This is a genomic window from Rhizobacter sp. P2_G4 (genome assembly GCF_056403575.1).
This window is the reverse complement of the sequence record NZ_JBFUFG010000005.1, coordinates 223669-250266: the sequence shown is the minus strand read 5'-3', so window position 1 is coordinate 250266 and position 26598 is coordinate 223669. Positions and strand designations below refer to the sequence as shown.

Sequence of the window (26598 nt, the reverse complement as noted above, 5' to 3'; positions counted from 1 at the left end):
TGCGGGTAAGAACCGGGAGGACTGTCCCTAGGATTGTCGTTAGAACGACAGCACGGCGTCAAACTTCTTCCTACAGTCGGGCCCATACAGGATGGAGAACCGAACTTGGTGACAACCACCTTTCCGCGACTGATGCTCGAGCACGCCGCCCAACGGCCCGTTGCGCCTGCGTTGCGCGAGAAAGAGTTCGGTATCTGGCAGACGCTGAGCTGGCAGCAGCTCGCCACGCTGGTGCGCGAGATCGCTGGCGGCCTGGCGGCCGCGGGCCTGCGACGTGGGCAGCACATGGTGGTCGTCGGCGAGAACCGGCCGCGCCTGTACGCGGCCATGCTGGCGGCGCAGGCGCTCGGCGCCATCCCGGTGCCGCTGTACCAGGACGCTGCGGCACGCGAGTTCGCCTTCCCCATCGTCAACGCCGAGGTCGCCTTCGCCGTGGTCGAAGACCAGGAGCAGGTCGACAAGATGCTGGAGGTGCGCCAGGAATGCGCGGGACTCACCCACATCTGGTACGACGACCCGCGCGGCCTGCGCCACTACAGCGAGCCCGGGCTGGACTCGATCGACGCCCTGATCGCGCTCGGCCGCGCCTTCAACACCGACCAGCCGGCCTACGTCGACGCCGAAATCGCCAAGGCCGTGACCACCGACACCGCGGCGATGTTCTTCACCTCGGGCACCACCGGCAACCCGAAAGGCGTGGTGCATACCCACCTGTCGCTGATCAACCGGGCCCAGGCCGGGGCGGTGTTCGACAAGTTGACGAACCGCGAAGAAGTGCTGGCCTACATGCCGCTCGCGTGGATCGGCCAGAACGTCTTCTCCTACGCGCAGTGGCTGGCCTGCGGCTACACGGTGAACTGCCCCGAGTCGCCGAGCACGGTTCACATCGATCTCTGCGAAGTCGGCCCGACGTATTACTTTGCGCCGCCGCGCGTCTTCGAAGCCATGCTCACCAGCGTGATGATCCGCATGGAAGACGCGAGCGCCCCCAAGCGCTGGCTGTTCGAGCGCTTCATGGCACTGGCCCGACGCGTGGGGCCGCAGCGCATGGATGGCAAGCAGGTTGGCACCGTCGACCGCCTGTTGTATGCGCTGGGCAACCTGGCCGTCTACGGCCCCTTGCGCAACTCGCTGGGCCTGTCGCGGGTGCGCGTGGCCTACACCGCCGGCGAGGCCATCGGCCCCGACCTCTTCAGCTTCTACCGCTCGATCGGCATCAACCTGAAGCAGCTTTATGGCTCCACCGAAACGGCGGTGTTCGTCTGCCTGCAGCCTGATCACGAAGCACGCTCCGACACGGTGGGCATCCCGATCGATGGTGTGGAGATCCAGGTGGCCGACAACGGCGAGATCCTGGTGCGCTCGTCGGGCCTCCTGCGCGGCTACTACAAGAACGAAGCCGCCACCGCCGAAGTGCTCACGGCCGAGGGCTGGTACCACACGGGCGACGCCGGCTTTCTCGACGCTGCTGGCCACCTGAAGATCATCGACCGCGCCAAAGACGTCGGCCGCATTCGCGGCGGCGCGAGCGACGGCGCCATGTTCGCGCCAAAGTATGTGGAGAACAAGCTCAAGTTCTTCCCGCACATCAAGGAGGCCGTGGCCTTCGGCGACGGGCGCGAGAAGGTCTGCGCCTTCATCAACATCGACATGGAAGCCGTGGGCAACTGGGCCGAGCGGCGCAACCTGCCCTACGCCGGCTACACCGACCTGGCGCAGAAGCCCGAGGTCTACGAGCTGGTGCGCGACTGCATCGAGAAGGTCAACGCGGACCTCGCCGCCGACGAGCTCCTGGCAGGCAGCCAGGTCACGCGCTTCCTCGTGCTGCACAAGGAGCTCGACGCCGACGATGGCGAACTCACGCGCACGCGCAAGGTCCGCCGCGGCTTCATCGGCGAGCGCTACCAGGTGCTGGTGGACGCGCTGTACGCCGGCAAGAGCTCGCAGTACATCGAGACGGCAGTGAAGTTCGAAGACGGCCGCACCGGCATGGTGGCCGCCGACTTGCGCATCATGGATGCGAAGACCTTTCCTGCGATGAAGAGGGCCGCGTGATGTCGAGAAAGGTGGGCGACGTCATCCTCGACGTGCAGAACATCAGCCTCGCCTTCGGCGGCGTGAAGGCGCTCACCGACATCAGCTTCAACGTGCGCGAGCACGAGGTGCGCGCCATCATCGGCCCCAACGGCGCCGGCAAGAGCTCGATGCTCAACTGCATCAATGGCGTGTACCAGCCACAGCACGGCTCCATCACCTTCCGCGGCAAGACCTTCAAGCACATGAACTCGCGCCAGGTGGCCGAGATGGGCGTGGCGCGCACCTTTCAGAACCTGGCGCTGTTCAAGGGCATGAGCGTGCTCGACAACCTCATGACCGGGCGCAACCTGAAGATGCGCAGCAACCTGCTGATGCAGGCCATCCGCAACCCGTTCGGCATCGGGCCGGCCGAGCGCGAAGAGATCGAACAGCGCGCCGTGGTCGAACGCATCATCGACTTCCTCGAGATCCAGGCCTACCGCAAGACGCCGGTCGGCCGCCTGCCCTACGGGCTGCAAAAGCGCGTCGACCTCGGCCGTGCGCTCGCGATGGAGCCGCAGGTGCTGCTGCTCGACGAACCCATGGCGGGCATGAACGTCGAAGAGAAGCAGGACATGAGCCGCTTCATCCTCGACATCAACGACGAATACGGCACCACCATCGTGCTGATCGAGCACGACATGAGCGTGGTGATGGACATCAGCGACCGCGTGGTCGTGCTCGACTACGGCAAGAAGATCGGCGACGGCACGCCGGACGAGGTGCGCCGGAACGAGAACGTGATCGCGGCTTACCTGGGGGTTGCCCATTGAGCACAGCACACAGTTTTGCGACAGGAACATCCCGTCGAAAGTGTGACGGAGCGGCGCACTGATGGCCTTCTTCCTCGAAACCCTGCTCGGCGGCCTGATGGCCGGCATGCTCTATTCGCTCGTCGCCTTGGGCTTCGTGCTGATCTTCAAGGCCTCGGGCGTCTTCAACTTCGCGCAGGGCGCGATGGTGCTGTTTGCCGCGCTCGCGATGGCACGCTTCAGCGAGTGGATTCCGCAGTGGACGGGCATCGAGAACAAGGTGCTCGGCGACGTGGCGGCGTTCGTCATCGCCGCGATGATCATGTTCGCGGTGGCGTGGCTGATCGAGCGCCTCGTGCTGCGCCACCTCGTCAACCAGGAGGGCGCGACGCTGCTGATGGCCACCATCGGCATCACCTACTTCATGGAAGGCCTGGGCCAGTCGCTCTTCGGCAGCAGCATCTACAAGATCGACATCGGCATGCCCAAGGACCCGATCTTCGTGCTGGAGTCCACCTTCCAGGGCGGCGTTCTGATCAACAAGGAAGACCTCTACGCCGCGCTCATTGCCGCCACACTGGTCGCGCTGCTGAGCCTGTTCTTCCAGAAGACGGCGACCGGGCGCGCGCTGCGTGCCGTGGCCGACGACCACCAGGCCGCGCAGTCGATTGGCATTGCGCTCAGCCGCATCTGGGTCATCGTGTGGTGCGTGGCCGGCGTGGTGGCGCTGGTGGCCGGCATGATCTGGGGCAGCAAGCTGGGCGTGCAGTTCTCGCTCTCCACGGTCGCGCTGCGTGCGCTGCCGGTGGTGATCCTGGGCGGGCTCACGTCGGTGCCGGGCGCGATCATCGGCGGCTTGATCATCGGCGTGGGCGAGAAGTTGTCAGAGGTCTATCTCGGGCCCTACGTCGGTGGCGGCATCGAAATCTGGTTTGCGTATGTTCTGGCGCTTGGGTTCCTGCTGATCAGGCCTCAGGGCTTGTTCGGCGAAAAAATCATTGACCGGGTCTGACCATGCTCTACAGAGAAAACGGTCAGTTCAAGACGACCTACCGCGCCGATCAGCAGATCTTCCCGATCCTGCAAGACCGCGTGGTGGTGCTGCTGTTCGTGGCCTTCGCCATCGTGGCGGTGCCCATGCTCGCGAGCGACTACCTGCTGCGCGCAATCCTGATTCCCTTCGTGATCATTTCGCTCGCGGCCCTGGGCGTGAACATCCTCGTCGGCTACTGCGGGCAGATCTCGCTCGGCTCGGGGGCGTTCATGGCGGTCGGCGCCTATGGCGCCTACAACGTGATCGCGCGCATCCCCGGCATGCCGCTGATTCCGGCGCTGCTGCTCGGCGGTTTCTTCGCGATGCTGTTCGGCATGTTCTTCGGCCTGCCAAGCCTGCGCGTGAAGGGCTTGTACCTCGCGGTGGCCACGCTGGCGGCGCAGTTCTTCGCCGACTGGATGTTCCTGCGCATCAAGTGGTTTACGCTCGACAACTCGTCAGGTTCGGCCGCGGTGTCGAACCTGCAGGTCTTCGGCTACGCGCTCGAATCGGACGCAAGCAAGTACCTCTTCTGCCTGGCGTTCCTGATCGTGATCGCGCTCGCCGCCAAGAACCTGGTGCGCGGCGCCATCGGCCGCGAGTGGATGGCGATACGCGACATGGACGTGGCTGCCGCCGTGATCGGCATCCGGCCGATGTACGCCAAGCTCAGCGCCTTCGCCGTGAGCTCGTTCATCATCGGCGTGGCGGGTGCCCTGTGGGGGTTCTTCTACCTCGGCGCCTGGGAGCCGGCCGCCTTCTCGGTCGACCAGTCGTTCCGGCTGCTCTTCATGGTGATCATCGGCGGGCTGGGGTCGATCATGGGCAGCTTCTTCGGCGCGGCCTTCATCGTCGTGCTGCCGATTGCGCTGAGCCAGGCCCTGCCGGCGATCGCCGGCCTCTTCGGCGTGCAAATCTCGACCTCGGCCCTGTCGCACGCAGAGCTGATGGTGTTCGGCGCTCTGATCGTCTGGTTTCTCATCGTCGAGCCCCACGGGCTCGCGCGGCTGTGGTCCATCGGCAAGGAAAAGTTGCGTCGGTGGCCCTTCCCTCATTGAGCGTTCTGCGGTGGTTTATGCGGTAGTTCCTCGTTTCATTCGACAGGAGACAAATATGAAGACTCGACAACTCTCGCTTGTGCTCGCCATGCTGGCGACCAGCGCTTCGTCACTGGTTCACACGGGCGCAGCGGCACAGGCGAAGGAACAGTTCATTCCCGTGCTGTCGTACCGCACCGGGCCGTACGCACCCAATGGCATCCCCATCGCCAACGGCATCGTCGACTACTACAAGCTCGTCAACGCCCGCGGTGGCATCAACGGCGTGAAGATCGCGTTCGAAGAGTGCGAAACCGGCTACGACACCGCGCGCAGCGTCGAATGCTATGAGCGCCTCAAGGGCAAGAACGGCGGCGCAAGCGTGGTGCAGCCGTGGTCGACGGGCGCCACCTTCGCCATCACCGAGAAGGCGGCCGTCGACAAGATTCCCATCGTGACCCTCGGCTATGGCCGCAGCGAGAGCGCTGACGGCACGGTCTTCAAATGGAACTTCCCGCTCGCCGGCAACTACTGGGTGGCGGCCGACGCGCTCGTGCAGGCCATCGGCCAGAAGGAAGGTGGGCTCGCCAAGCTGAAGGGCAAGAAGATCGCGCTGGTCTACCACGACAGCCCCTTCGGCAAGGAGTCGATCCCGCTGCTCGACGAGCGGAGCGCCCAGCAAGGTTTCGAGCTGCTGAAGCTGCCCGTCACCGCCCCTGGCGTGGAGCAGAAGGCCACCTGGCTGCAAGTGCGCCAGGCGCGCCCCGACTACGTGATCCTGTGGGGCTTCGGCGTGATGAACTCCACCGCGCTGAAGGAGGCGCAAGCCACCGGCTACCCGCGCGAGAAGATGTACGGCGTGTGGTGGTCGGGTGCCGAACCCGATGTGAAAGACGTGGGCGAAGGCGCCAAGGGCTACAACTCCGTCACGCTGCAAAACAGCACCGACTACAACGCCAAGGTCGTGAAGGACATGCTGGCCATGGTGTACGACAAGGGCCAGGGCACCGGCAACCGCGAAGAGGTGGGCCAGGTGCTGTACCTGCGCGGTGCGATGGGTTCGATGCTCACCGTCGAAGGCATTCGGGCGGCGCAGGAGCGCTTCGGCAAAGGCAAGGTGATGACGGGCGAGCAGATCCGCTGGGGTCTCGAAAACCTGAACCTCACGCAGGCCAAGCTCGACGCGCTGGGCTTCGCCGGCGTACTGCGCCCCATCAGCACCTCGTGTGCCGACCACATGGGCGCTTACTGGGCGCGCATCCACACCTGGGATGGCAAGGCTTGGAAGTTCACGACCGACTGGCTGCAGGCCGACGAGCAGATCATCAAGCCGATGGTGAAGGCGGCGGCGGCGAAGTACGCGACCGAAAAGAAGCTGACGCCGCGCACACCGGCGGAATGCCAAAGCTGAGCGTGGTGCTCATGTCCCTTGCCCGCAAACCACCGTTCGGGCTGAGCCTGTCGAAGCCGGCGTGCTGCTCGGCGATTGCGCATCGGCAAGCTCAGTGCGAACGGAAGATTTTCGGAGCCATGCACTCATGAGCGATGCTTCCATCCTGCTCAACGTCAACGGCATCGAGGTGATCTACAACCACGTGATCCTCGTGCTGAAGGGCGTGTCGCTTCAGGTGCCTGAAGGAAAGGTCGTGGCACTGCTGGGTGGCAACGGCGCGGGTAAGACCACGACGCTGCGTGCCGTCAGCAACCTGCTGCGCAGCGAGCGCGGCGAGGTGACCAAGGGCTCGATCGAGTTGCGCGGCGAGCGTATCGAGCGCATGACCACCTCTGACATGGTCGAGCGGGGTGTGGTGCAGGTGATGGAAGGCCGGCATTGCTTCGCGCACCTCACGATCGAGGAGAACCTGCTGACCGGCGCCTACACGCGCCGCGACGGCAAGGCCGCGGTGGCGCACACGCTCGAGAAGGTCTACACCTACTTTCCGCGGCTGAAGACGCGGCGCACCTCGCAGGCGGCCTACACCTCGGGCGGCGAGCAGCAGATGTGCGCCATCGGCCGCGCGCTGATGGCCAACCCGAAGATGGTGCTGCTCGACGAACCCTCGATGGGCCTCGCACCGCAGATCGTGCAGGAGGTGTTCGACATCGTGAAAGACCTCAACACCCGCGAGCACGTGACCTTTCTGCTGGCCGAGCAGAACACGAGCATGGCGCTGCGCTACGCCGACTACGGCTACATCCTCGAGAACGGCCGCATCGTGATGGACGGTGCCGCGAGCTCGCTGGCCGACAACGAGGACGTGAAGGAGTTCTACCTCGGCACCGGCGGCGCGAAAGACGGTGTCGAGCGCAAGAGCTTTCGTGACGTGAAGAGCTACAAGCGAAGGAAAAGGTGGCTGACATGAGCGACCCCGGCGACGACTTCTTTGCTCCCCCGGCGTTCAAGCCCGACGAAGCGCTGACCACGCTCAAGCGCCAGCTGCGCGACCAGCGCCCGCTGGCCGAACGCGGCAACCGCTTCGAGCTGAATGGCAAGCCGGTGATCGAGCTGACGGCCGAGGCCGCCACGATCCAGGCGCGCATCGCTAAGCGGCCCGCCACATCGCCCGAGTGGGAAAAGCTCACGCTGAAGAACAGCGCCGACGTGCGCAAACTCGTCGACGAGGTGAAGAAGCGGCTCTCCCGATGGCAGCAGGACGCAGAGTGATGAACGACCACTACGACGCGCTGGAAAGCCGCTCACAAGACGAGCGCGAACGCGCGCAGATGGCGGCGCTGCCGTTGCAGGTGGCGCATGCACAGGCGCATGCCACGGCCTTTGCGCAGCGGCTGCAAGGCGTCGTTGCCAATGAGGTCAACACCCGCGCAGCCTTGGCGCGCCTGGCCGTCACGCGCAAGCATGACCTGATGGAGCGCCAACATGCCGAGCGCGAGAGCGACGTGTTCGGCGGCTTCGCGGCCATCGGCTGGGTCGGTCAGCGCACGACGCAAGGCGTGCGCCGCGTGTTCCAGTCACCGGGGCGCCTGTACGAACCTGAAGGTCCTGCCCCGGATTACTGGCGCGCGGCGCGCGCGCTGTACGCCGCCGGCTTTCGCCGCGGTGATCTCGCGCACAACAGCTTCAGCTACCACTTCACGCCTGCCGGTTCGATGATGGAAACGGGTGCCCATGCGCTGGGCTGCGGCGTGTTCCCGGCCGGCACCGGCCAAACCGAACTGCAAGTGCAGGCCATCGCCGACCTGAAGCCCGCGGGCTACATCGGCACGCCGAGTTTCCTGAAACTCATCCTCGACAAGGCGGCCGAACTCGGCGTGGCCTTGCCGTCGCTGAAGAAGGCGATGGTGAGCGCCGAGGCCTTCCCGCCCAGCCTGCGTGACTGGCTCGCCGAACGCGGCATCACCGGCTACCAGTGCTACGCCACGGCCGACCTCGGGCTCATCGCCTATGAGACGCAGGCGCGCCAGGGACTGGTGTTGGATGAAGGCGTGATCGTGGAGATCGTGCGCCCCGGCACCGGCGACCCGGTGCCCGAAGGCGAAGTCGGCGAACTCGTGGTCACCACGCTCAACCCCGACTACCCGTTGATCCGCTTCGGTACCGGCGACCTCTCCGCCGTGCTGCCCGGCACCTGCCCGACCGGCCGCACCAACACCCGCATCAAAGGCTGGATGGGCCGCGCCGACCAGACCGCCAAAGTCCGCGGCCTGTTCGTCCACCCCAGCCAGATTGCCGAGGTCGTGAAGCGCTTTGCAGAGATCAGCAAAGCGAGATTGGTGATCAGCGGCGAAATGGCCAACGACCGCATGACGCTGAAGGTGGAAACCAGCGCGATCCCCGAAGCCCTCAGCTCCCGCATTGCCGAAGCGATACGTGACGTCACCAAACTCCGCGGAGAAGTCGAGCTGTGCCCACCAGGCACCCTACCCAACGACGGCAAAGTCATCGACGACACCCGCAAATACGACTAGCCAATCAAAGCGAGCGAAGCAAGCGCCCCATCAAGCAACGCCCGCGGATCCGGCTTTGCCGGTCCGCAAGGCGGCGCCCCCTGGGGGCAGGAGCGATAGCGACTGGGGGGCCGTCAGATATCAGCTTTTACTTTGCCGTCCTTGACGACTTTGCTCCACAGCGCAATCTCGCTGTGGATGAAGTTCACAAACTTCTCGGTCGAGCCGCCGCCGTCTTCGGCACCGTAGCTGTCCAGGCGCTCCTGCACGTCGGGCATGGCGAGCACCTTGTTGACGTCTTCGTTGATGCGCTTGGCCATGCCCTTGGGCAACTTGCCCGGGCCGACCAGGCCGTACCAGGTGGTGGCCTCGAAGCCGGGGTAGCCCTGCTCCACCATCGTCGGTACGGTCGGGTGACCCTTGGCACGCTTGGCGCGCGTCTGCGCGATGGCGAGCAACTTGCCGCCCTTCACGTGCGGCGTGGCAGCCGTCATCGTCTCGAAGGCGTAGTTGATCTGGCCGCCGATGAGGTCGGTGATCACCGGAGCGCTGCCCTTGTACGGCACGTGGATCGCTTCGACGCCGGTGCGCAGCTTGAAGAGCTCGAGCGCGAGGTGCTGCGCCGACCCGTTGCCGGCCGAGCCGAAGGTGATCTCGCCCGGCCTGGCCTTGCACAGCTTGACGATGTCGGCCACGGTCTTGGCCGGCTGCTCCTGGTTGCACACCAACAGGTTGGGCGTGACACCCACCAGCACGATAGGCACGAAGTCGCGCTCGACGTTGTAGTTGAGCTTGGGTTGCAGGCTGGGCGCGAGGGCATGGCTGTTGATGTGGGCCATCAGCAGCACGGTGCCGTCGCTCGGCTGCTGCGCCACGTAGTCGGCGGCGAGCACACCAGCCACGCCGGCCTTGTTCTCGATGATGACCTGCTGGCCCCACATCACGCCGAGCTTCTGCCCCACCACACGGGCCAACGCATCGGTACCGCCGCCGGGCGGGAAGCCTACGATGATGCGGACCGGGCCGCTGGGCAGCTCCTGCGCATACAGACGCGGTACGCCGAGCGTGGCGACACCGGCGGCTGCGGCTCGGAGGATGGAACGACGTTGCATGCTTGGCTCCTGGTCAGCAAGGTTGGGGTCAGTTACGTCCCGATGATAGGAGCGGTCAGGCGGCTGCCTTCAACGCCACCCGTTGTTGCGGATGCGACGCGAAGAAATCCATCGCCGCCTGCACACCGCTGCCCGTCAGCGACACGCCGGAAAGCTTCAGCCCCATCTCGACACCCGAGAGCGCCGCCATCAGCGTGAGGTCATTGCAGTCACCGAGGTGGCCGATGCGGAACATGCGGCCTTTCACCTTGCCGAGGCCGGTGCCGAGCGACAGGTCGAACCGGTCGTGGATCAGCTTGCGAACCTGGTCTGCATCGACACCGACCGGCGTGATCACGCCGGTGAGTACTGGCGAATAAACCGCCGGGTCGGCGCACTGGATCGGCAAGCCCCAGGCCTGCACTGCGTTGCGCACGCCTTGGCCCCAGCGTTGGTGGCGCGCGAACACGGCATCCAGACCCTGCTGTAGCAGCATGTCGAGCGCTTCGCTCAACCCGTAGAGCAGGTTGGTGTTGGGCGTGTAGGGCCAGTAGCCGCTCTTGTTCATCTCGACGATCTCGTCCCAGGCCCAGAAGGCCTTCGGCAGCTTGGCCGACTTGCTGGCCTCGATGGCCTTGGGCGACAGCGCGTTGAAGCTGATGCCCGGCGGCAGCATCAAGCCCTTCTGCGAGCCGCTGATGGTGACGTCGACACCCCACTCGTCGTGCTTGTACTCGGCGCTGGCCAGGCCCGAGATGGTGTCGACGAGCAGCAGCGCGGGGTGCTTGGCCGCGTCGATCGCGCGGCGCACGGAGGCGATGTCGGAGGTGACGCCGGTGGAGGTCTCGTTGTGCACCACGCACACGGCCTTGATGGCATGGCCCGTGTCGGCGCGCAGGCGCTTCTCGATCACTTCGGCATCGACGCCGTGGCGCCAGCTCACCGGCAGGCCGGTGGCCTCATCGACACCTGGCAGGCTCAGGAACTCGGGCTTGATGCCAAGGCGCAGGGCCATCTTCTGCCACAGCGAAGCGAAGTGGCCGGTCTCGAACATCAGCACCGCGTCGCCTGGGCTCAGCACGTTGACAAGCGCAGCTTCCCACGCGCCGGTACCCGAAGCCGGGTAGATCACGACCGGGTGCCTGGTGCGAAAGATCTGGCGGATGCCGTCGAGCACCTTGAGGCCGAGCACGCCGAACTCGGGACCACGGTGGTCGATGGTGGGCAGGCTCATCGCCCGCAGGATGCGGTCGGGCACGGGGCTCGGGCCGGGGATCTGCAGGAAGTGGCGGCCACTGGGGTGGTTGTCGAGAGGCAGCATGAGGTTCTCCGTAACGAGCGCCTAGTTTTGCATACAAAATTCATTTGTCAACAAAGCTCATCTATACTGGAACCACAAATCTACCCATCCGGTTTGCATACGGTCAGGCTTTTCCATGGCAGAGATCATTTCCATTCCGCGGCAGGTGCTGCACCAGGAGGTCGCTGTGCGCTTGCGCCAGCGCATCGTCGAAGGCCACCTGGCACCGGGTGCCAAGCTGAACGAGCGGGAGCTGAGCGAGTCGCTGCACGTGTCGCGCACACCGCTGCGCGAAGCCATCAAGATGCTGGCGGCCGAGGGCCTGGTCGAGCTGCTGCACAACCGTGGCGCCGTGGTGGCACAGATGTCGCAGCAAGACGTGGCCGACACCTTCGAGGTGATCGCAGGGCTCGAAGGCCAGTCCGGCGCATTGGCGGCACAGCGCATCACCGACGATGAGCTCGCCGAAATCCGCGCACTGCACTACGAGATGCTGGCCGCCTACACGCGGCGTGACCTGCCCACCTACTACAGCATCAACGCGCAGATCCACACGCTGATCAACGCAGCCGCGCGCAACCCGGTGCTCACGCAAACCTGGCGTACGGTGAATGCGCGCCTTCAGGCGATGCGCTTTCGATCCAACGTCGACGAGGCCAAGTGGAAGCGCGCCGTGAAGGAACACGAACGCATGGTCGAACTGCTGGCGCAGCGCGATGCGAACGCGCTGCGCGAACTGATGGCCCAGCACCTGGAGCACAAGCGCGATGCGGTGCTGGAGCTGATGCGCGCAGGCCAGGCCCAGGCATGAACGCCCCGCTGCCTGCCGACGTGATGCGTGTTGCCCCGGACACCGCCGAACTGGCCCGGCGCCTCGCCAAGGAAACCGAAGGCGAGGTGATGTTCGACGCCGCCTCGCGCGGCCGCTACGCCACCGATGCGTCGATCTACCAGATCATGCCGCTGGGCGTTTTCGTGCCCAAGACTGCGCAGGACGTGGCCACCGCGCTCGCCATCGCCCGCGACACCAAGGCCCCCTTGCTGCCACGCGGCGGAGGCACCTCGCAGTGCGGCCAGACCACCGGCCCCGCACTGGTGATGGACTTCAGCAAGCACCTGCGCAAGGTGCTGTCGCTCGACCTCGATAAAGCCATGGCCGTGGTCGAGCCCGGCATCGTGCTCGACCACCTGAACGCCCAGCTCAAGCCGCACGGCCTGTGGTACCCGGTGGACGTATCGACCAGCGCACAGGCCACCCTGGGCGGCATGGCGGGCAACAACTCGTGCGGCAGCCGCAGCATTGCCTACGGCAACATGGTGCACAACGTGGTCGGTGCCGACGCGTGGCTGGCCGACGGCAGCAGCGTGTCCTTCGGCCCGTTGGCCACGCTCGGTGCGAAAGAGCGTGCCATCGCCGAGTACGTGCGCGGCCTGGCCGACTCGCTCGCGCCAGAAATCGACGAGCGCTGGCCGACAGTGCTGCGCCGTGTGGCCGGCTACAACCTCGACATCTTCCGCCCGCGCAGCGAGCGGCCGTACACGAGCGATGGCAGCGTGAACCTGGCGCACCTGCTGGTGGGCGCTGAGGGCACGCTCGCGGTCACGCGCAGCCTCACGCTCCAGCTCGCGCCGCTGCCGCGTGCCAAGGTGCTGGGTGTCGTCAACTTCACGAGCTTTCACACGGCAATGGATTCGGCGCAGCACATCGTGAAGCTCGGGCCGAGCGCGGTGGAGCTGGTCGACCGCACGATGATCGAGCTCTCGCGCGCGAACCCCGCCTTCCGACCGGTGATCGAAAAGGCGCTGATCGGCGTACCCGAGGCGATCCTGCTGGTCGAGTTCAGCGGCGAAGACAAGACTGCGCTGCTACGCCAGCTGCAATCGCTGGTCGAGCTGATGGGCGACCTGGGTCTCCCGGGCAGCGTGGTCGAGATGCCCGACGAAACGCCGCAGAAGGCACTGTGGGAAGTGCGCAAGGCCGGCCTCAACATCATGATGAGCCTGAAGGGCGACGGCAAGCCGGTGAGCTTCATCGAAGACTGCGCGGTGCCGCTCGAACACCTGGCCGAGTACACCGACGGCCTGACCGAAGTGTTCCAGCGCCACGGCACACGCGGCACCTGGTATGCGCATGCCTCGGTCGGCACACTGCATGTGCGGCCGATCCTCGACTTGCGGCGAGACGGCGCGAAGCACATGCGCCAGATCGCCGAAGAGGCTGCCGTGCTGGTGCGCAAGTACAAGGGCGCCTACAGCGGCGAACACGGCGATGGGCTGTGCCGCGGCGAGTGGATCCGCTGGCAGTTCGGCCCGCGCATCGACGATGCGTTCCGCGCGATCAAGAACCACCTCGACCCCGAGCACCTGCTCAACCCCGGCAAGATCATCGACCCGCCGAAGATGGACGAGGCGAGCCTGTTCCGCTTCCCACCGAGCTACCGCACCATCCCGCTGAAGCCGGTGCTCGACTGGTCCGCTTGGAACGTGCAGAACGATCCGGCGACTGAGACCACCACCGCGCCCGGCACCGGCGGCGACACCACCGGCGGCTTCGCCAAGGCGGTGGAGATGTGCAACAACAACGGCCACTGCAGAAAGTTCGACGCCGGGACCATGTGCCCCAGTTACCGCGTGACGCGCGACGAACAGCACCTCACGCGTGGTCGCGCGAACACGCTTCGCCTGGCGCTCTCCGGCCAGCTGGGGCCCGACGCGTTCACCGACGAGCCGGTCAAGCAAGCGCTCGACCTGTGCGTCGGCTGCAAAGGCTGCAAGCGCGATTGCCCGACCGGCGTCGACATGGCGCGCATGAAGACCGAATTCACCGCGCACTACAAGGCGCGCCACGGCCACACGCTGCGCGACCGCGTGATCGCCCATCTGCCGCGGTATGGCCACATCGCCAGCCGCTTTCCGGCGTTGCTGAACCTGCGCAACCGCTTGCCGCTGCTGGCGCGCCTGGGCGAACGCCTGCTCGGCTTCTCGGCACGCCGCAGCTTGCCGCGCTGGCGCCGCGACACCTTCTGGAACGTTGCAGGCTCGTTGCGCCTGGCAAGCGCCACGGAGGCGTTGGCCGCGCCCAAGGCGGTGGTGCTGTGGGTGGACACCTTCAACGGGACCTTCGAGACGGAGAACGCGAGTGCCGCGGTCCGTGTGCTGCAGGCCGCCGGCTATGCCGTGCACGTGCCACAGCGGCCAGCCGGCCAGAGCGGCCACCTGTGCTGCGGCCGCACCTATCTGTCGACCGGCATGGTCGACGAGGCCAAGGCGCGTGCGCGTGAGTTGATTGACGTGCTGCTGCCGTTTGCGCAGCACGACATCGCCATCGTCGGCCTCGAGCCTTCGTGCCTGCTGTCGCTGCGCGATGAAACGCTGGTGATGGGGCTGGGCGATGCAGCGCAGGCGGTCTCGCAGCAGGCCTTGATGTTCGAGGAGTTTCTTGCCCGCGAAGCCAAGGCCGGCCGCTTTGCGCCCACGCTCAAGCCGGCAACGCAGGCGATGCGCGTTCATGGCCATTGCCACCAGAAGGCCTTCGGTGCAATGCAGCCGGTGATGGACGTGCTGAAGCTGATCCCAGGAGCCGCACCCGAGCTGATCGAGAGTTCGTGCTGCGGCATGGCCGGCAGCTTTGGCTACGAGGTCGAGCATCACGCGGTGTCGATGCAGATGGCTGAGCTGAGCTTGCTGCCCGCTGTACGTGCCGCGCCCGACGCGTTGATCGTGGCCGACGGCGCGAGCTGCCGCCACCAGATCGCCGACGGCATCGCCCGCGAAGCGCAACACGTGGCACGCGTGCTCGCCGACCACCTGGCCTGACCTGCCCAGAGCCCCCACAAGGCGTGGGGAGTCTTACGTAGTTTCCGTCATGGCGCGGGCGCCGGGGCTATCGACAATGGATGCCGTCCATACAGATTGCTCCCCGAAAGGAAGCCCCATGAAGCGCCTTCTGCTCACCCTGCTGGCCCCGCTCGCAGTCACCAGCGCCTTCGCTGAATACCCGGAAAAGACCGTCACGGTCGTGGTGCCGTTCGCGGCTGGCGGCCCCACCGACAAGGTGGCTCGCGACTTCGCCGAGGCCGTGCGCAAGCCGCTGGGCGGCCAGACCGTGGTGATCGACAACGTGGCCGGCGCGGGCGGCACGCTCGGCAGCGCCAAGGTGGCCAAGGCCGCACCCGACGGCTACACGCTGCTGATCACACACATCAGCATGGCGACCTCGCCGGCGCTGTACCGCAACCTGCAGTTCAAGCCGCTCGAAGACTTCGAGTTCCTCGGCCTCATCAACGAAGTGCCGATGACGTTGATCAGCCGTCCGACACTGGAAGCCAAGACCTTCACCGAGCTTTCCGCCTGGATCCAGGCCAACAAGGGCAAGGTCAACATCGCGAACGCCGGCGTGGGCTCGGCCTCTCACCTCTGCGGCATGCTGCTGCAGAGCACGCTGAAAGCCGACATGACCCCGGTGCCTTACAAGGGCACGGCGCCGGCGATGAACGACCTGCTGGGCGGGCAAGTCGACATCATGTGCGACCAGACCACCAACACCACCGGCCAGATCGAAGCCGGCAAGGTGAGGGCCTTCGCGGTGACCACCACCAAGCGCCTCGCCATTCCGGCGCTGGCCAAGTTGCCCACGCTCGACGAGGCGGGCCTCAAGGGCTTCAACGTGACCATCTGGCATGCGCTGTACGCCCCGAAGGGCACGCCCAAGCCTGTGCTCGACAAGATCAACGCCGCACTGAAGGTGGCCCTGAAAGACGGCACCTTCATCAAGAACGAAGAATCGCTTGGAGCCGTGGTCGCTTCCGACGCACGCGTGAACCCGGCAGAGCACAAGAAGTTCGTCGAGGCCGAGATCAACAAGTGGTCGCCGATCATCAAGGCCAACGGCCAATACGCTGATTAATTAGCCCCCCAGTCGCTTCGCTCCTGCCCCCGAGGGGCGCCAACGCGACGGCCGGGCAGAGCCCGTTCCGTGCGTTGTTGCTTGAGGGGCGCGTTGCTTCGCTCGCGCGTGTGCGCGTTAGCTGCGTAGCGTGATGGGGATGGTGATGGGGCCGTCGTTGACGAGGTGCACTTGCATGTCGGCGCCGAACTCGCCGGCAGCCACCACGGGGTGCTGGGCACGCGCCGTCGTCAGCACGCGTTCGTAGAGGCGTCGCCCGAGTTCTGCGGGTGCCGCACCGGTGAAGCTGGGTCGGTTGCCGGCCGATGTGTCGGCAGCGAGTGTGAACTGGCTGACGATCAGCAGGCCGCCTTGGACGTCGACGACGTTGCGGTTCATCTTGCCGGCTTCGTCCGAGAAGATGCGCAGCTTGAGCAGCTTGGCGACAAGCTTGTCGGCGATCGCGTCGGTGTCGGCCGGTTCGGCGCACACGAATACCAGCAGGCCTTGGTCCATGGCGCCGATGACCTGGCTCGCGACTTCGACGCGCGCCTGCTTCACTCGCTGAATCAGCGCCAGCACGTCAGCGATCCATTCGCTTCAGCTCGTCGCTGAGGAACTTGGCGGCCGGCATCTCGCGCCCGTCGGTGAAACGGATGACATACGGCTCATCGCTGGTGCTCGACTTGGATGCGATCTGCTCGATGAACTGCTGCGCCGTGTTGACGTGCTCACCCATCTTGTCGAACTTGCCACGCAAGAACTTGCCCGCATCCTTGGCCGAATAGTCGTTTCCGTTGCGCACGAAGCGAATGTCTTTCTGCGCTTCGACAAAGTCGATCAGCCGCTCGATGCGCGCCCGTTCGGCGGGCGGCGGCGCAGCCCACGAAGAGGCCGCGCCGAGCAGCGCCGCCATCAGCACGCTGCGCCGGCGCATGCTCAGCTCAGGGTGACGCGCGCGAACTTGCGCTTGCCGACCTGCACGACGTAGGTGCCGGCGGCAAGCTTCAAGCCCTTGTCACTGACGACGCTGCCATCGATGCGCACGCCATTTCCATCGATCAGACGCGTCGCCTCGCTGCCCGAGGGCGCCAGCCCCGCCTGCTTGAGCAAGGCGCCGATGCCGAGCGGCGCACCGCTGAGCGCGACTTCGTCGATCACGTCCGGCACGCCACCTTTGGCGCGGTTGTTGAAGTCTGCTTCGGCAGCCTCAGCAGCGGAGGCGTTGTGGAAGCGCGTGGTGATCTCCTTGGCCAGCTGCACCTTCGCGTCTTTGGGGTTGCGCCCGGCATCAACCTCGGCCTTCAGCTTCGCAATCTCGGCCTCGGGGCGAAAGCTCAGCAGCTGGAAGTACTTCCACATCAGCACGTCATTGATCGATAGCAGCTTGGCGAACATGTCGTTCGCCGGCTCGGTGACCGCGATGTAGTTGCCCTTGCTCTTGGACATCTTCTCGACGCCATCCAGGCCTTCGAGCAGGGGCATGGTCAGGATGCACTGCGGCTCCTGGCCGTACTCGCTTTGCAGCGCGCGGCCCACCAGCAGGTTGAACTTCTGGTCGGTCCCGCCAAGTTCCAGGTCGCTTTTCAGCGCCACCGAGTCGTAGCCCTGCATCAGCGGGTAGAGGAACTCGTGCACGCTGATCGGCGTGCCGCTCTTGAAGCGCTCGTGAAAGTCGTTGCGCTCCATCATGCGCGCCACGGTGTAGCGCGACGCCAGCTGGATCATGCCGCGCGCACCCAGCGGGTCGCTCCATTCGGAGTTGTAGCGAATCTCGGTCTTGGCGGGGTCGAGCACCAGGCTCGCCTGCTTGTAGTAGGTCTGCGCGTTGGCTTCGATCTGCTCGCGGGTGAGCGGCGGGCGGGTGGTGTTACGACCCGATGGGTCGCCGATCATGGACGTGAAGTCGCCGATCAGGAAGATCACCGTGTGCCCCAAGTCCTGAAGTTGCCGCATCTTGTTCAAGACCACGGTATGCCCGATGTGGATGTCAGGGGCAGTCGGGTCGAGACCGAGCTTGATGCGCAGTGGCACGCCGGTTGCTACTGATCTGGCCAGCTTGGCCACCCAGTCGGCTTCTGGCAACAGTTCGTCGCAACCGCGCTTGCTGATCGCCAGGGCTTCGAGGACCTTGTCGGTGACGCGGTGCTTGGAGGGCGTGGCCTGGGTTTCGGACTGGGACATGAGAGCGTTCGGAATCGTGGGGGATTTCCGGAAATTAGGAAAAAGGGCGGCCGCTATACTGCCGCGCACCCAACGGACAACCCCGTGAAACAGGGGCTCGCCAAGCGCTCACGATTCTAGTGGACGCCCCGTGAGCATCAAGACCAACCAGAGCGCTGCCCTCGTCGCGGCGCTCGCAGACGAGCCTCACGGCTCCATGAACAAATTGAGTTCGTTGGCAACACTATTACGCGCAGCTGCTCAGGTCCCCACACGCATTGCAGATATCGGCGCTCGGCACCCGCGCACGCTCACCGGCGTGCTGGTCGCAGGCTTGATGGGCTTCGGCGTCACCGCCTTCGGTATCGCGCCGCTCGCACCCGATGCATCTGACCTCCCGCGACGCCTGGTGACGGAAATCGTCACTGCCGAGAACATCCCGTCGCAGCTCGAAACGCTGGCCAGCCACCCGATCGAGCTCTATCGCAGCGACCTGACCCGCAATGCCGACACGGCCGACAGCCTGCTGGCCCGCCTCAATGTGGCCGACGCGGCCGCAGCGGCATATCTGCGCAGTGACAAGACTGCACGCAAGCTGCTCGAAGGACGCGCGGGCAAGATGGTTCGCGTTCGTACCTCAGCCTCGGGCGAGCTGGAAGAGCTGGTCGCCCGCTACCCGGCCGAGAACCCGGAGCAGTTCGGCACGCACTTCTCGCGCTTGCGTGTGTCGCGCGTCGATGGCGCCTTGCAGGCACAGATCGAAGTGGCCGAGTTGGACAGTCAGGTTCGCCTGGGCAGCGGCACCATCCGCAGCTCGTTGTTTGCGGCAACCGATGAGTCGCGCATCCCCGACCCCATCGCCACGCAAATGGCCGACATGTTCTCGACCGACATCGATTTCCACCGCGAGCTGCGCAAGGGCGATACCTTCACCGTCATCTACGAAGCGCTGACGGCCGACGGAGAACCCATCACCTGGAACCAGGCCTCCGGCCGCGTGCTGGCCGCCGAATTCGTCAGCAACGGCCGCAACTACTCGGCCGTGTGGTTCAAGGACAGCAACGGCAAGGGCGGTTATTACGGCTTCGACGGCGAGAGCAAGCGCCGCGCGTTTCTCGCCAGCCCGATGGAGTTCTCGCGCGTGACCTCGGGCTTCTCGATGCGCTTTCACCCCATCCTGCAAAACTGGCGCGCCCATCTGGGAGTGGACTACGGCGCCCCGACCGGCACGGCGGTGCGAACGGTTGGCGACGGCGTCGTCGACTTCGCTGGCTGGCAGAACGGCTACGGCAACGTGATCCAGATTCGTCACAGCAACGACCGCACCACGCTGTACGGCCACCTGAGCCGCATTGAGGTGCGCAAGGGACAACACGTCGAGCAAGGCATGCGCATCGGCGCTGTCGGCGCCACGGGCTGGGCCACCGGCCCGCATCTGCACTTCGAGTTTCGCGTGAAGGGCCAGCATCAGGATCCGCTGGCCATTGCCAAGACCTCTGAAGCGATCGTGCTGTCGGCGGCATCGCGGGCGCAGTTTGCAACGATGGCGCAGTCGCTGCGCCAGCAGTTGCAAGCCGCTGAGGCAGCGCCTCAGGGCACGGCATACGTGGAATAAGCGCCGCGCCGTTGCACAATTCCGCGATGGCTGAATTGTTTGCAGGTTTGATGTCGGGCACCTCGCTCGACGGCGTAGACGGCGTGCTGGCCGAGTTCTCGTCGAGCGGTTCGCTCAAGGTGGTGTCGCACGCTTACCGTGCCTTCCCCGAACCACTGCGCAACGAACTGCTGGCACTGAACACGTCGGGCCCAGATGAGCTGCACCGCTCCGCCCTGGCCGCCAGCACGCTGGCGGGCCTTTACACAGAAGTGGTGGTCGAGCTTCTCGTTCGCGCCAATGTGAAAGTCGGAGCGGTTCGAGCCGTCGGCAGCCATGGTCAGACCGTCCGCCACCGACCGGGGCTTGGCTACACATGGCAGATCAACAACCCGGCCATGCTCGCCGAACGCAGCGGCATCGCCGTAGTGGCTGACTTTCGCAGCCGCGACGTGGCGGCCGGCGGCCAAGGGGCACCCCTAGTGGCCGCGTTTCACCGGGCACTCTTCGGCACTCCGGGCGAAACCCGTGCGGTGCTCAACCTGGGCGGCATCAGCAACTTGACCGCCCTGCTTGMTGACGGGCACACCACTGGCTTCGACTGTGGCCCAGCCAATGTGCTGATGGATCTCTGGAGCCTACGTCACACGGGCCAACGCTTCGACGCCGACGGTGCGTGGGGCGCCAGCGGAGTCATTCAACCAACGCTGCTGAGCGTGCTGCTCGAAGAGCCGTATTTCGCAGCGGCGCCGCCGAAGAGCACGGGGCGCGACCTGTTCAATGCCGACTGGTTGAGTGGTCGGCTGCAGCACTTTGACGAAGCGTGCCCTCCCGAGGACGTGCAGGCCACCCTGTGCGAACTGACCGCAATCACCTGCACGCAAGCCGTGATGGCGCATGCGGGATTGGCCCATGAACTGCTGGTGTGCGGCGGTGGCGCATTGAACAAGCACCTCATGCAGCGCCTAGAGCACCACCTGCCCACCATGGCGGTTCGCCTGACTGACGACCGTGGCCTGCCAGCGCAACACGTCGAAGCCGCAGCATTTGCCTGGCTGGCCTACAAGCACATGCACGGCGAGCCCGGGAACCTGAGTTCGGTCACTGGTGCCGAGGGACCGCGCGTATTGGGCGCTTGTTACCCAGCGTGAGATTTCTGCAGCGGTATAGAAAAAGGCCGCCCGCAGGCGGCCTTGATTCAGCGCCGAACGATCAAACCGAGAAGCTGGACCCGCAGCCGCAGGTTGTCGTCGCGTTCGGGTTCTTGATGACGAACTGAGCGCCTTGCAGGTCGTCCTTGTAGTCGATCTCTGCGCCAGCCAGGTATTGCAGGCTCATCGCGTCGATCAGCAGCGTGACACCGTTCTTGCTCATCTGGGTGTCGTCTTCGTTGACGATCTCATCGAAGGTGAAACCGTATTGGAAGCCGGAGCACCCGCCACCTTGCACGAACACCCGCAACTTGAGGTCGGGGTTGCCCTCTTCGTCGACGAGTTCCTTCACCTTGCCAGCTGCGCTGTCCGTGAAGACCAGCGGAACCGGCGGCATTTCGGCCTCGGGAGCGTGAACATTGCTTGCAACTGCACTCATGGCAAATCCTTCCAGACAATGGCCGGATTATCCACCCCGCCGAGAAATTTCAAGCGGCAGCGGAAGCAGCCAACTTAATGAGTGCGGGCTTTTCTTCGGCTTTCAAGGGGTGCAGCTCGCCGTCGATGGTTGCGCCTTGGTGCATTTCGAGCGCTTCGTATTTCACGTCACCGACGATCACCGCCTTCGGCTGAAGCTCCAGTAGCTCCGTCGACTGCACCGGGCCTGTGACGTGGCCGTTGATGATCACGTGGCCAGCCTTGATCTTGCCGATGACTCGGGCCTTTTCGCTGATGACCAGGATGCTGTGCTCCTGTGTGCTCGCGATCACGTCGCCCTGCACTTCGCCATCGATGCGCAGGCCGTCAGTGAACAGAAGTTCGCCACGAATGACCGTACCCTCGCCAATCAAAGTGCGAATGGGGGGCTGCTTCTTCTTTGCGAACATGTACTGACTCCTTGCGTTAATGACGGCTCACCCTAGCGCATCCGCTCTAGGTATTCACAACTTCACTGTCTGGGTGGCTTTGACGCCACCCTGGTTGTCGGTCACTTTGACCTGTACGGTTTTGACGACCGCCTCTTCCGGGTAATTGACCATGCCCTCAAGTCGCGCAGACTGCTTGACCTGCAGAAGCTTCGGCCCACCCGGCTGCGATATCGTCCAGGGCTTGTCGCCGAGTGTGCCGGACAGAACGATGTCGTAGCGGCCGACAAACTCAGGAATATTGCGGCCTATTTGCATGATCAGTACCTGGAACTTCAGGTGCCCCGGTGATTTAGCTTCTGCCTGCAGTGCGCGAACATTCAAGCCTTCGGCTGCGTTGGCCGGCAAAAGCCGCTGGAAAAAGCCCAGGTCGCCTTTAAGCGACAAGTTCTCGGATTCAATTTGCTTGATCTGCTGCGCCAAATGCTCCTGCGCCACTTTTTCGGCTTTCAAGAGGCTTTGCGCTGTGTTGGCAATCGACTGCGCGCCTTCGCGTTCTTCACGCAGCCTTGCCACTTCCACCCTTAGTTGAGCCAATTCAACCTTGGCGTCCCGGTCAAGCCCGGCAATGCTTTTGCCGAACTCAAAAGCCCACAACGCCAGAGCCGCCGAAAAGCCAAATACCAACGCCACCACCACCCAGCGCAACGGCCATGGAARATGACTGCGAACGATCATGCGCGGTGCACTGATCGAGAGTCGTCGGCGGAGTAGTTTCCAGCGCATTCGCGAGGCAATCGAGCCAATTCAGCTGTTGAGGCGCGATTGTAGAAGTGCACTTTGACCACATCCTGTGACCAAACCTTGCAGGTGTGTGCATCCACCTCGCCAAATGAAAAAGGCCGCTGAAAGCGGCCTTTTTGCACGAAAACCCCGAAGGGTTCCGAAGATCAGCGCTTGCTGAACTGCTTGCGGCGACGCGCACCGTGCAGACCAACCTTCTTGCGCTCGACTTCGCGCGCGTCACGCGTCACGAAGCCTGCATGCTTGAGGGCGGGCTTCAAAGTCTCGTCATAGTCGATCAGCGCACGGGTGATGCCATGGCGTACCGCCCCGGCTTGACCCGACTCGCCACCGCCATGAACGTTGACCTTGACGTCAAACGCACCATCGTTCGAGGTCAGCACCAGGGGCTGCTTGACCACCATGATGGAGGTCTGGCGCCCGAAGTACTCGTCAACGGTCTTTCCATTGACGAGAATCTGGCCGGTGCCCTTCTTGATGAAGACACGTGCCACCGAAGATTTGCGGCGGCCGGTTCCGTAGTTCCAATTTCCGATCATGACCGCTCCTTAGATTTCCAGCGCTTTGGGCTGCTGGGCGGTGTGGGGGTGGGAACCACCGGCATACACCTTCAGCTTCTTGACCATCGCGTACCCCAACGGACCCTTCGGAAGCATGCCCTTGACAGCCTTTTCCAGGGCGCGCCCGGGGTGCTTGGCTTGCATGTCCTTGAAGGTCGTGGCGTGAATGCCGCCCGGGTGACCCGAATGACGGTAGTACACCTTGTCGGTGGCTTTGTTGCCGGTCACGCGGAGCTTGTCTGCGTTGACGACGACGATGAAATCACCGGTATCGACGTGAGGCGTATAAATGGCCTTGTGCTTGCCGCGCAAACGGAGTGCCACTTCGCTGGCAACACGTCCGAGCACCTTGTCGGTGGCGTCAATCACAAACCACTCGTGCGTCACTTCGGCCGGCTTGGCGCTGAAGGTCTTCATGAGTTTCTTTCAATGAACCTGCCCTTGGCGGGCGAGGCTGGAGGGCTCAATCATCGACATGCCTTCCGATCTCGGTGCTGCTTATTTCAGGCAGCCTCTCAAACACCGGCTAGTCGATTTCTTTCCCAGGAGCCGAACGGGAAAGCCTTCTAGTGTAGCCGAATTGCAGCGATGGAGAGCAATCGGCCGTTAGACATCTCCCCGTCTCTTTGTCCAGCCGTCTTAGAATTAGGGTTTCTACCAATAGAGGTCAGCATGGATTCGTCGGGCACTCCCAGTCCCAGGCACACCGCCGCGAACGGCGGACGCATCAGGCCGTCATGGGTGCCGGTTCGTTCGCTGGCAAAGCGTCACCGCAAGCGAATCTCCACCCACCTTCTTTCCTTGGACGAGAGCGATCGCTATCTACGATTTGGCTTTCCCGCCACTGATGAACAGATCCAGCGCTATGTCGATTCGCTGAACTTCGATCGAGACGAAGTCTTTGGCATCTTCAATCGGCGCCTGGAGCTGATCAGCATGGCGCACTTGGCTTACTTGCCTGCTTCAGGCGGCGAGGCGGCGGAAAGCAGGACTGCTGCCGAATTTGGCGTCTCCGTGATCAAGCGCGCTCGGGGTCGAGGTTACGGAGCGCGTCTGTTTGAACACGCGATGCTGCATGCACGCAACCGGGGCTGCGACCGCCTGTTCATCCACGCGCTGAGCGAGAACACTGCCATGCTCAAGATCGCCCGCAATGCGGGCGCGATCGTGCATCGAGACGGGCCTGAAGCTGAAGCGTGGTTGCAACTGCCGCCGGACAACATTTCATCGCTGGTTGGAGGGATCGTCGGACAGCACTTTGCTGAGTTTGACTACCAACTCAAAGTTCACGCACATCGCCTGAATGATTGGTTGAATGTGTTGTCCGAAGTCAAGACTCACATGGGCGAAACTGGCCGTACTGCTTCGGAGTAGCGCTCCCTCTGTCGCCATCATTGACAAGGTTTTTAACGAAACCGACACACACCCATGTCGGGGATGGGATGCGGCTGTAAGCGCAAGGTAGCATCCAAGTCAGTCGTCCCCTTCTAGGCATCCCACCGGCGCCATGGTCGACGCTCACCAGAGTCCGTGTCGTGAACATGCCAAACCTTCCCTGGCTTCCTTGGGCCGCACTGGGCGCCGTTGCTGCGCTGGCTGTCGCCTTGGTCTTTCTGCTGATGAAAGAACGCAAGCCCAAGCCGAAACCGCTTCCTGTGGAGTGGGCCCTGACAGGTCGGCCGGTGTTCAGCACAGATGAGCGCCGCATCTACCGCTTGCTGCGTGAAGCGCTGCCTCATCACATCATTCTTTCGAAGCTGCCATTGGTTCGCTTCTGCCAACCCACAGATCCCAGCGAAGTGCGCTTCTGGTACGACCTGCTGGGCACGAACCATGTGACCTTCGCGATCTGCAGCGCGAACGGCCGAGTGTTGGCCGCCATTGATCTCGATGCCGAGCGCGGAAACTCGCATCGCATTCAACAGATAAAGCAATCGGTTCTGTCGGCCTGTCGGGTTCGCTACCTGCGCTGCCCAGCCGATCACCTGCCTTCCGTCGCCGAGCTGCAATTGCTGGTGCCGCACAGTGGTGCCGCTTCGCGCGCCCCGCAACCTGCCCACACACTCCACCAAGCCCGCGACACCCTGGCCAGCACGGTCGCTAACCGCCGTGCCGAGCGAACGGCGCTATGGCAAGACTCCACACTGTTCCAGGACTCCTTCTTCGCGCCCGACAGCCGCCTGGACGCGTTCGCCGCCAGCGAATTCGCCAGCAACACGCTGTCGGACCGCCCATCGTCCTTGATCAGCGGGCATCCTGATGACCGCGACGATGTTGGCGGGGTTGTTGTCGACAATCCTGCTCTCTCGTCGAACGCGCGCCACTGAGCGCAGCATCGCGAAGCGGCGCGTACGATGCGCCATGCCCGATACGCCCTATTCCGCTGAAACTCCTTACGCCGGGCTCACTCCTGAGGCAGTGCTCGATGCGCTGGATTCGGTGGGCTTGCGCGGCGACGGCCGCCTGATTCAACTCAACTCGTACGAGAACCGCGTGTTCCAGGTGTTCCTGGAAGACGGCCGCGTGGTGGTGCCCAAGTTCTATCGCCCAGGGCGTTGGAGCGATGCGCAGATTCTTGAAGAGCACGCTTTCGCAGCCGAACTGGTCGTGGCCGAGATACCCGTGGTCGCGCCGGCGAAGTTCGGCGACAGCACGCTGCCCTCGTTCAACATCGACGGCAAACCCTACCGCTTCAGCGTCTGCGAACGCCAGTCCGGCCGCGCTCCCGAAATCGAAGAGACCGCGACACTGGAGTGGATCGGCCGCTTCATCGGACGCATCCATGCCGTGGGCGCTCGTGCCCCTTTCGCACATCGGCTGACGCTCGACAGCCACAGCTACGGCGAGGCCCCGCGAGATTGGCTGATGGCCTCCGGCATGATCGCCGTCGAAGCGCAGGGCCCATGGAAGGAGGCCGTCAACGAGGTGCTTGGCGAGGTGAAACGCTGCTTCGAGAACGCAGGCCAGTACAAGCCGATTCGCTTGCACGGCGACTGTCACGTCGGCAACGTGTTATGGACCGAGGCCGGCCCGCATTTCGTCGACCTTGACGACGCGCTGATGGGCCCGCCGGTGCAAGACCTCTGGATGCTGCTGTCCGGCGACCGAGACACGATGCAGCGCCAGCTCTATGCGCTTCTCTCAGGCTACGAAGATTTCATGGACTTCGACTGGCGCCAGCTGCGGTTGATCGAGGCCTTGCGCGCCCTGCGCATGATTCACTACAGCGCCTGGATCGCACGCCGCTGGGCCGACCCGGCATTTCCCGCTGCATTCCCGTGGTTCGGCGGCCGTTCGTACTGGAGCGAGCAGACCATCCGCATGCGCGAACAGCTCGAGTCGATGCGGCAACCCGCACTGGGCGGGCTGCCGCTCTGAGC

26 protein-coding genes are annotated in these 26598 nt (G+C 64.3%); 16 read left to right on the top strand and 10 right to left on the bottom strand.

Annotated features, from left to right (window positions below):
* The first annotated feature begins 108 nt into the window (after nucleotides 1–108).
* The 8 genes from AC1DYS_RS20050 to AC1DYS_RS20015 all read left to right on the top strand — a co-directional run bounded on the left by AC1DYS_RS20050 (nucleotide 109) and on the right by AC1DYS_RS20015 (nucleotide 8825).
* Nucleotides 109–2055: an AMP-dependent synthetase/ligase gene (locus AC1DYS_RS20050; RefSeq protein WP_477902361.1), complete on the top strand. Its 1947-nt coding sequence runs from the start codon at nucleotides 109–111 to the stop codon at nucleotides 2053–2055.
* A complete protein-coding gene (locus AC1DYS_RS20045; RefSeq protein WP_477902359.1) occupies nucleotides 2055–2849 on the top strand; it encodes an ABC transporter ATP-binding protein in 795 nt (264 codons plus the stop codon). The genes AC1DYS_RS20050 and AC1DYS_RS20045 overlap by 1 nt, the downstream gene beginning before the upstream one ends.
* 61 nt (nucleotides 2850–2910) lie before the next feature.
* A complete protein-coding gene (locus AC1DYS_RS20040; protein ID WP_477902357.1) occupies nucleotides 2911–3840 on the top strand; it encodes a branched-chain amino acid ABC transporter permease in 930 nt (309 codons plus the stop codon).
* A gap of 2 nt (nucleotides 3841–3842) precedes the next feature.
* The gene (locus AC1DYS_RS20035) at nucleotides 3843–4919 is read left to right on the top strand and encodes a branched-chain amino acid ABC transporter permease (protein WP_477902355.1); all 1077 of its coding nucleotides are present in this window, start codon (nucleotides 3843–3845) and stop codon (nucleotides 4917–4919) included.
* A gap of 55 nt (nucleotides 4920–4974) precedes the next feature.
* Nucleotides 4975–6309, top strand: a complete 1335-nt coding sequence (locus AC1DYS_RS20030) for an ABC transporter substrate-binding protein (RefSeq protein WP_477902353.1) — start codon at nucleotides 4975–4977, stop codon at nucleotides 6307–6309.
* A gap of 127 nt (nucleotides 6310–6436) precedes the next feature.
* Nucleotides 6437–7261: an ABC transporter ATP-binding protein gene (locus AC1DYS_RS20025; RefSeq protein WP_477902351.1), complete on the top strand. Its 825-nt coding sequence runs from the start codon at nucleotides 6437–6439 to the stop codon at nucleotides 7259–7261.
* Nucleotides 7258–7563 carry a hypothetical protein gene (locus AC1DYS_RS20020; RefSeq protein WP_047488123.1) on the top strand — a complete coding sequence of 102 codons (306 nt, stop codon included), beginning with the start codon at nucleotides 7258–7260 and terminating at the stop codon, nucleotides 7561–7563. The genes AC1DYS_RS20025 and AC1DYS_RS20020 overlap by 4 nt, the downstream gene beginning before the upstream one ends.
* Nucleotides 7563–8825, top strand: coding sequence for a phenylacetate--CoA ligase family protein (locus AC1DYS_RS20015; protein ID WP_477902349.1), 1263 nt, complete (start codon nucleotides 7563–7565; stop codon nucleotides 8823–8825). The genes AC1DYS_RS20020 and AC1DYS_RS20015 overlap by 1 nt, the downstream gene beginning before the upstream one ends.
* Nucleotides 8826–8938: 113 nt before the next feature.
* Here the strand turns inward: AC1DYS_RS20015 and AC1DYS_RS20010 are convergent, their stop codons facing one another.
* A complete protein-coding gene (locus tag AC1DYS_RS20010; RefSeq protein ID WP_477902347.1) occupies nucleotides 8939–9916 on the bottom strand; it encodes a Bug family tripartite tricarboxylate transporter substrate binding protein in 978 nt (325 codons plus the stop codon).
* A 55-nt stretch (nucleotides 9917–9971) separates the two neighbouring features.
* Nucleotides 9972–11216, bottom strand: coding sequence for a pyridoxal-phosphate-dependent aminotransferase family protein (locus AC1DYS_RS20005; protein WP_477902345.1), 1245 nt, complete (start codon nucleotides 11214–11216; stop codon nucleotides 9972–9974).
* 115 nt (nucleotides 11217–11331) lie between these two features.
* On the opposite strand from AC1DYS_RS20005, the gene AC1DYS_RS20000 reads away from it, so the two are divergent.
* The 3 genes from AC1DYS_RS20000 (at nucleotide 11332) to AC1DYS_RS19990 (ending at nucleotide 16101) form a co-directional block, all read left to right on the top strand.
* Nucleotides 11332–12006, top strand: a complete 675-nt coding sequence (locus AC1DYS_RS20000; protein ID WP_477902343.1) for a GntR family transcriptional regulator — start codon at nucleotides 11332–11334, stop codon at nucleotides 12004–12006.
* Nucleotides 12003–15011: an FAD-binding and (Fe-S)-binding domain-containing protein gene (locus AC1DYS_RS19995; protein WP_477902341.1), complete on the top strand. Its 3009-nt coding sequence runs from the start codon at nucleotides 12003–12005 to the stop codon at nucleotides 15009–15011. Before AC1DYS_RS20000 ends, AC1DYS_RS19995 begins: the two co-directional genes overlap by 4 nt.
* Before the next feature lie 118 nt (nucleotides 15012–15129).
* Nucleotides 15130–16101 carry a tripartite tricarboxylate transporter substrate-binding protein gene (locus tag AC1DYS_RS19990; RefSeq protein ID WP_477902339.1) on the top strand — a complete coding sequence of 324 codons (972 nt, stop codon included), beginning with the start codon at nucleotides 15130–15132 and terminating at the stop codon, nucleotides 16099–16101.
* Between the two features lie 117 nt (nucleotides 16102–16218).
* On the opposite strand, the gene dtd is transcribed toward AC1DYS_RS19990, so the two are convergent.
* Genes dtd through tyrS form a run of 3 tightly spaced genes read right to left on the bottom strand, consistent with a single transcriptional unit; the run spans nucleotide 16219 to nucleotide 18264 of the window.
* On the bottom strand, nucleotides 16219–16662 hold the full coding sequence (gene dtd / locus AC1DYS_RS19985) for a D-aminoacyl-tRNA deacylase (RefSeq protein ID WP_477902337.1): 444 nt from the start codon (nucleotides 16660–16662) through the stop codon (nucleotides 16219–16221).
* Nucleotide 16663: 1 nt separating this feature from the next.
* On the bottom strand, nucleotides 16664–17017 hold the full coding sequence (locus tag AC1DYS_RS19980) for a DUF5329 family protein (protein ID WP_477902335.1): 354 nt from the start codon (nucleotides 17015–17017) through the stop codon (nucleotides 16664–16666).
* Between the two features lie 2 nt (nucleotides 17018–17019).
* A complete protein-coding gene (gene tyrS, locus AC1DYS_RS19975) occupies nucleotides 17020–18264 on the bottom strand; it encodes a tyrosine--tRNA ligase (protein WP_477902333.1) in 1245 nt (414 codons plus the stop codon).
* Nucleotides 18265–18394: 130 nt separating this feature from the next.
* On the opposite strand from tyrS, the gene AC1DYS_RS19970 reads away from it, so the two are divergent.
* Nucleotides 18395–19858, top strand: coding sequence for a peptidoglycan DD-metalloendopeptidase family protein (locus tag AC1DYS_RS19970; protein WP_477902331.1), 1464 nt, complete (start codon nucleotides 18395–18397; stop codon nucleotides 19856–19858).
* Between the two features lie 26 nt (nucleotides 19859–19884).
* Nucleotides 19885–20988: an anhydro-N-acetylmuramic acid kinase gene (locus tag AC1DYS_RS19965; RefSeq protein WP_477902329.1), complete on the top strand. Its 1104-nt coding sequence runs from the start codon at nucleotides 19885–19887 to the stop codon at nucleotides 20986–20988.
* A 61-nt stretch (nucleotides 20989–21049) separates the two neighbouring features.
* On the opposite strand, the gene erpA is transcribed toward AC1DYS_RS19965, so the two are convergent.
* From erpA to rplM, 5 genes are all read right to left on the bottom strand, one after another.
* Nucleotides 21050–21427, bottom strand: a complete 378-nt coding sequence (erpA, locus tag AC1DYS_RS19960; protein ID WP_047488096.1) for an iron-sulfur cluster insertion protein ErpA — start codon at nucleotides 21425–21427, stop codon at nucleotides 21050–21052.
* 49 nt (nucleotides 21428–21476) lie between these two features.
* A complete protein-coding gene (locus AC1DYS_RS19955; RefSeq protein ID WP_047488093.1) occupies nucleotides 21477–21875 on the bottom strand; it encodes a bactofilin family protein in 399 nt (132 codons plus the stop codon).
* Nucleotides 21876–21929: 54 nt separating this feature from the next.
* A complete protein-coding gene (locus tag AC1DYS_RS19950) occupies nucleotides 21930–22592 on the bottom strand; it encodes a DUF6776 family protein (RefSeq protein WP_477902326.1) in 663 nt (220 codons plus the stop codon).
* A 212-nt stretch (nucleotides 22593–22804) separates the two neighbouring features.
* The gene (rpsI, locus tag AC1DYS_RS19945; protein WP_047488085.1) at nucleotides 22805–23197 is read right to left on the bottom strand and encodes a 30S ribosomal protein S9; all 393 of its coding nucleotides are present in this window, start codon (nucleotides 23195–23197) and stop codon (nucleotides 22805–22807) included.
* Nucleotides 23198–23206: 9 nt separating this feature from the next.
* Nucleotides 23207–23635 carry a 50S ribosomal protein L13 gene (gene rplM / locus AC1DYS_RS19940; RefSeq protein WP_047488081.1) on the bottom strand — a complete coding sequence of 143 codons (429 nt, stop codon included), beginning with the start codon at nucleotides 23633–23635 and terminating at the stop codon, nucleotides 23207–23209.
* A 255-nt stretch (nucleotides 23636–23890) separates the two neighbouring features.
* Between rplM and AC1DYS_RS19935 the strand changes: the two genes are divergently transcribed.
* The 3 genes from AC1DYS_RS19935 to AC1DYS_RS19925 all read left to right on the top strand — a co-directional run bounded on the left by AC1DYS_RS19935 (nucleotide 23891) and on the right by AC1DYS_RS19925 (nucleotide 26596).
* Complete coding sequence (locus tag AC1DYS_RS19935) at nucleotides 23891–24592, top strand: GNAT family N-acetyltransferase (protein WP_477902323.1); 702 nt, start codon at nucleotides 23891–23893, stop codon at nucleotides 24590–24592.
* Nucleotides 24593–24822: 230 nt separating this feature from the next.
* Nucleotides 24823–25545: a DUF2726 domain-containing protein gene (locus tag AC1DYS_RS19930; protein WP_477902321.1), complete on the top strand. Its 723-nt coding sequence runs from the start codon at nucleotides 24823–24825 to the stop codon at nucleotides 25543–25545.
* Nucleotides 25546–25579: 34 nt separating this feature from the next.
* On the top strand, nucleotides 25580–26596 hold the full coding sequence (locus AC1DYS_RS19925; protein ID WP_477902319.1) for a serine/threonine protein kinase: 1017 nt from the start codon (nucleotides 25580–25582) through the stop codon (nucleotides 26594–26596).
* Nucleotides 26597–26598 lie beyond the last annotated feature (2 nt).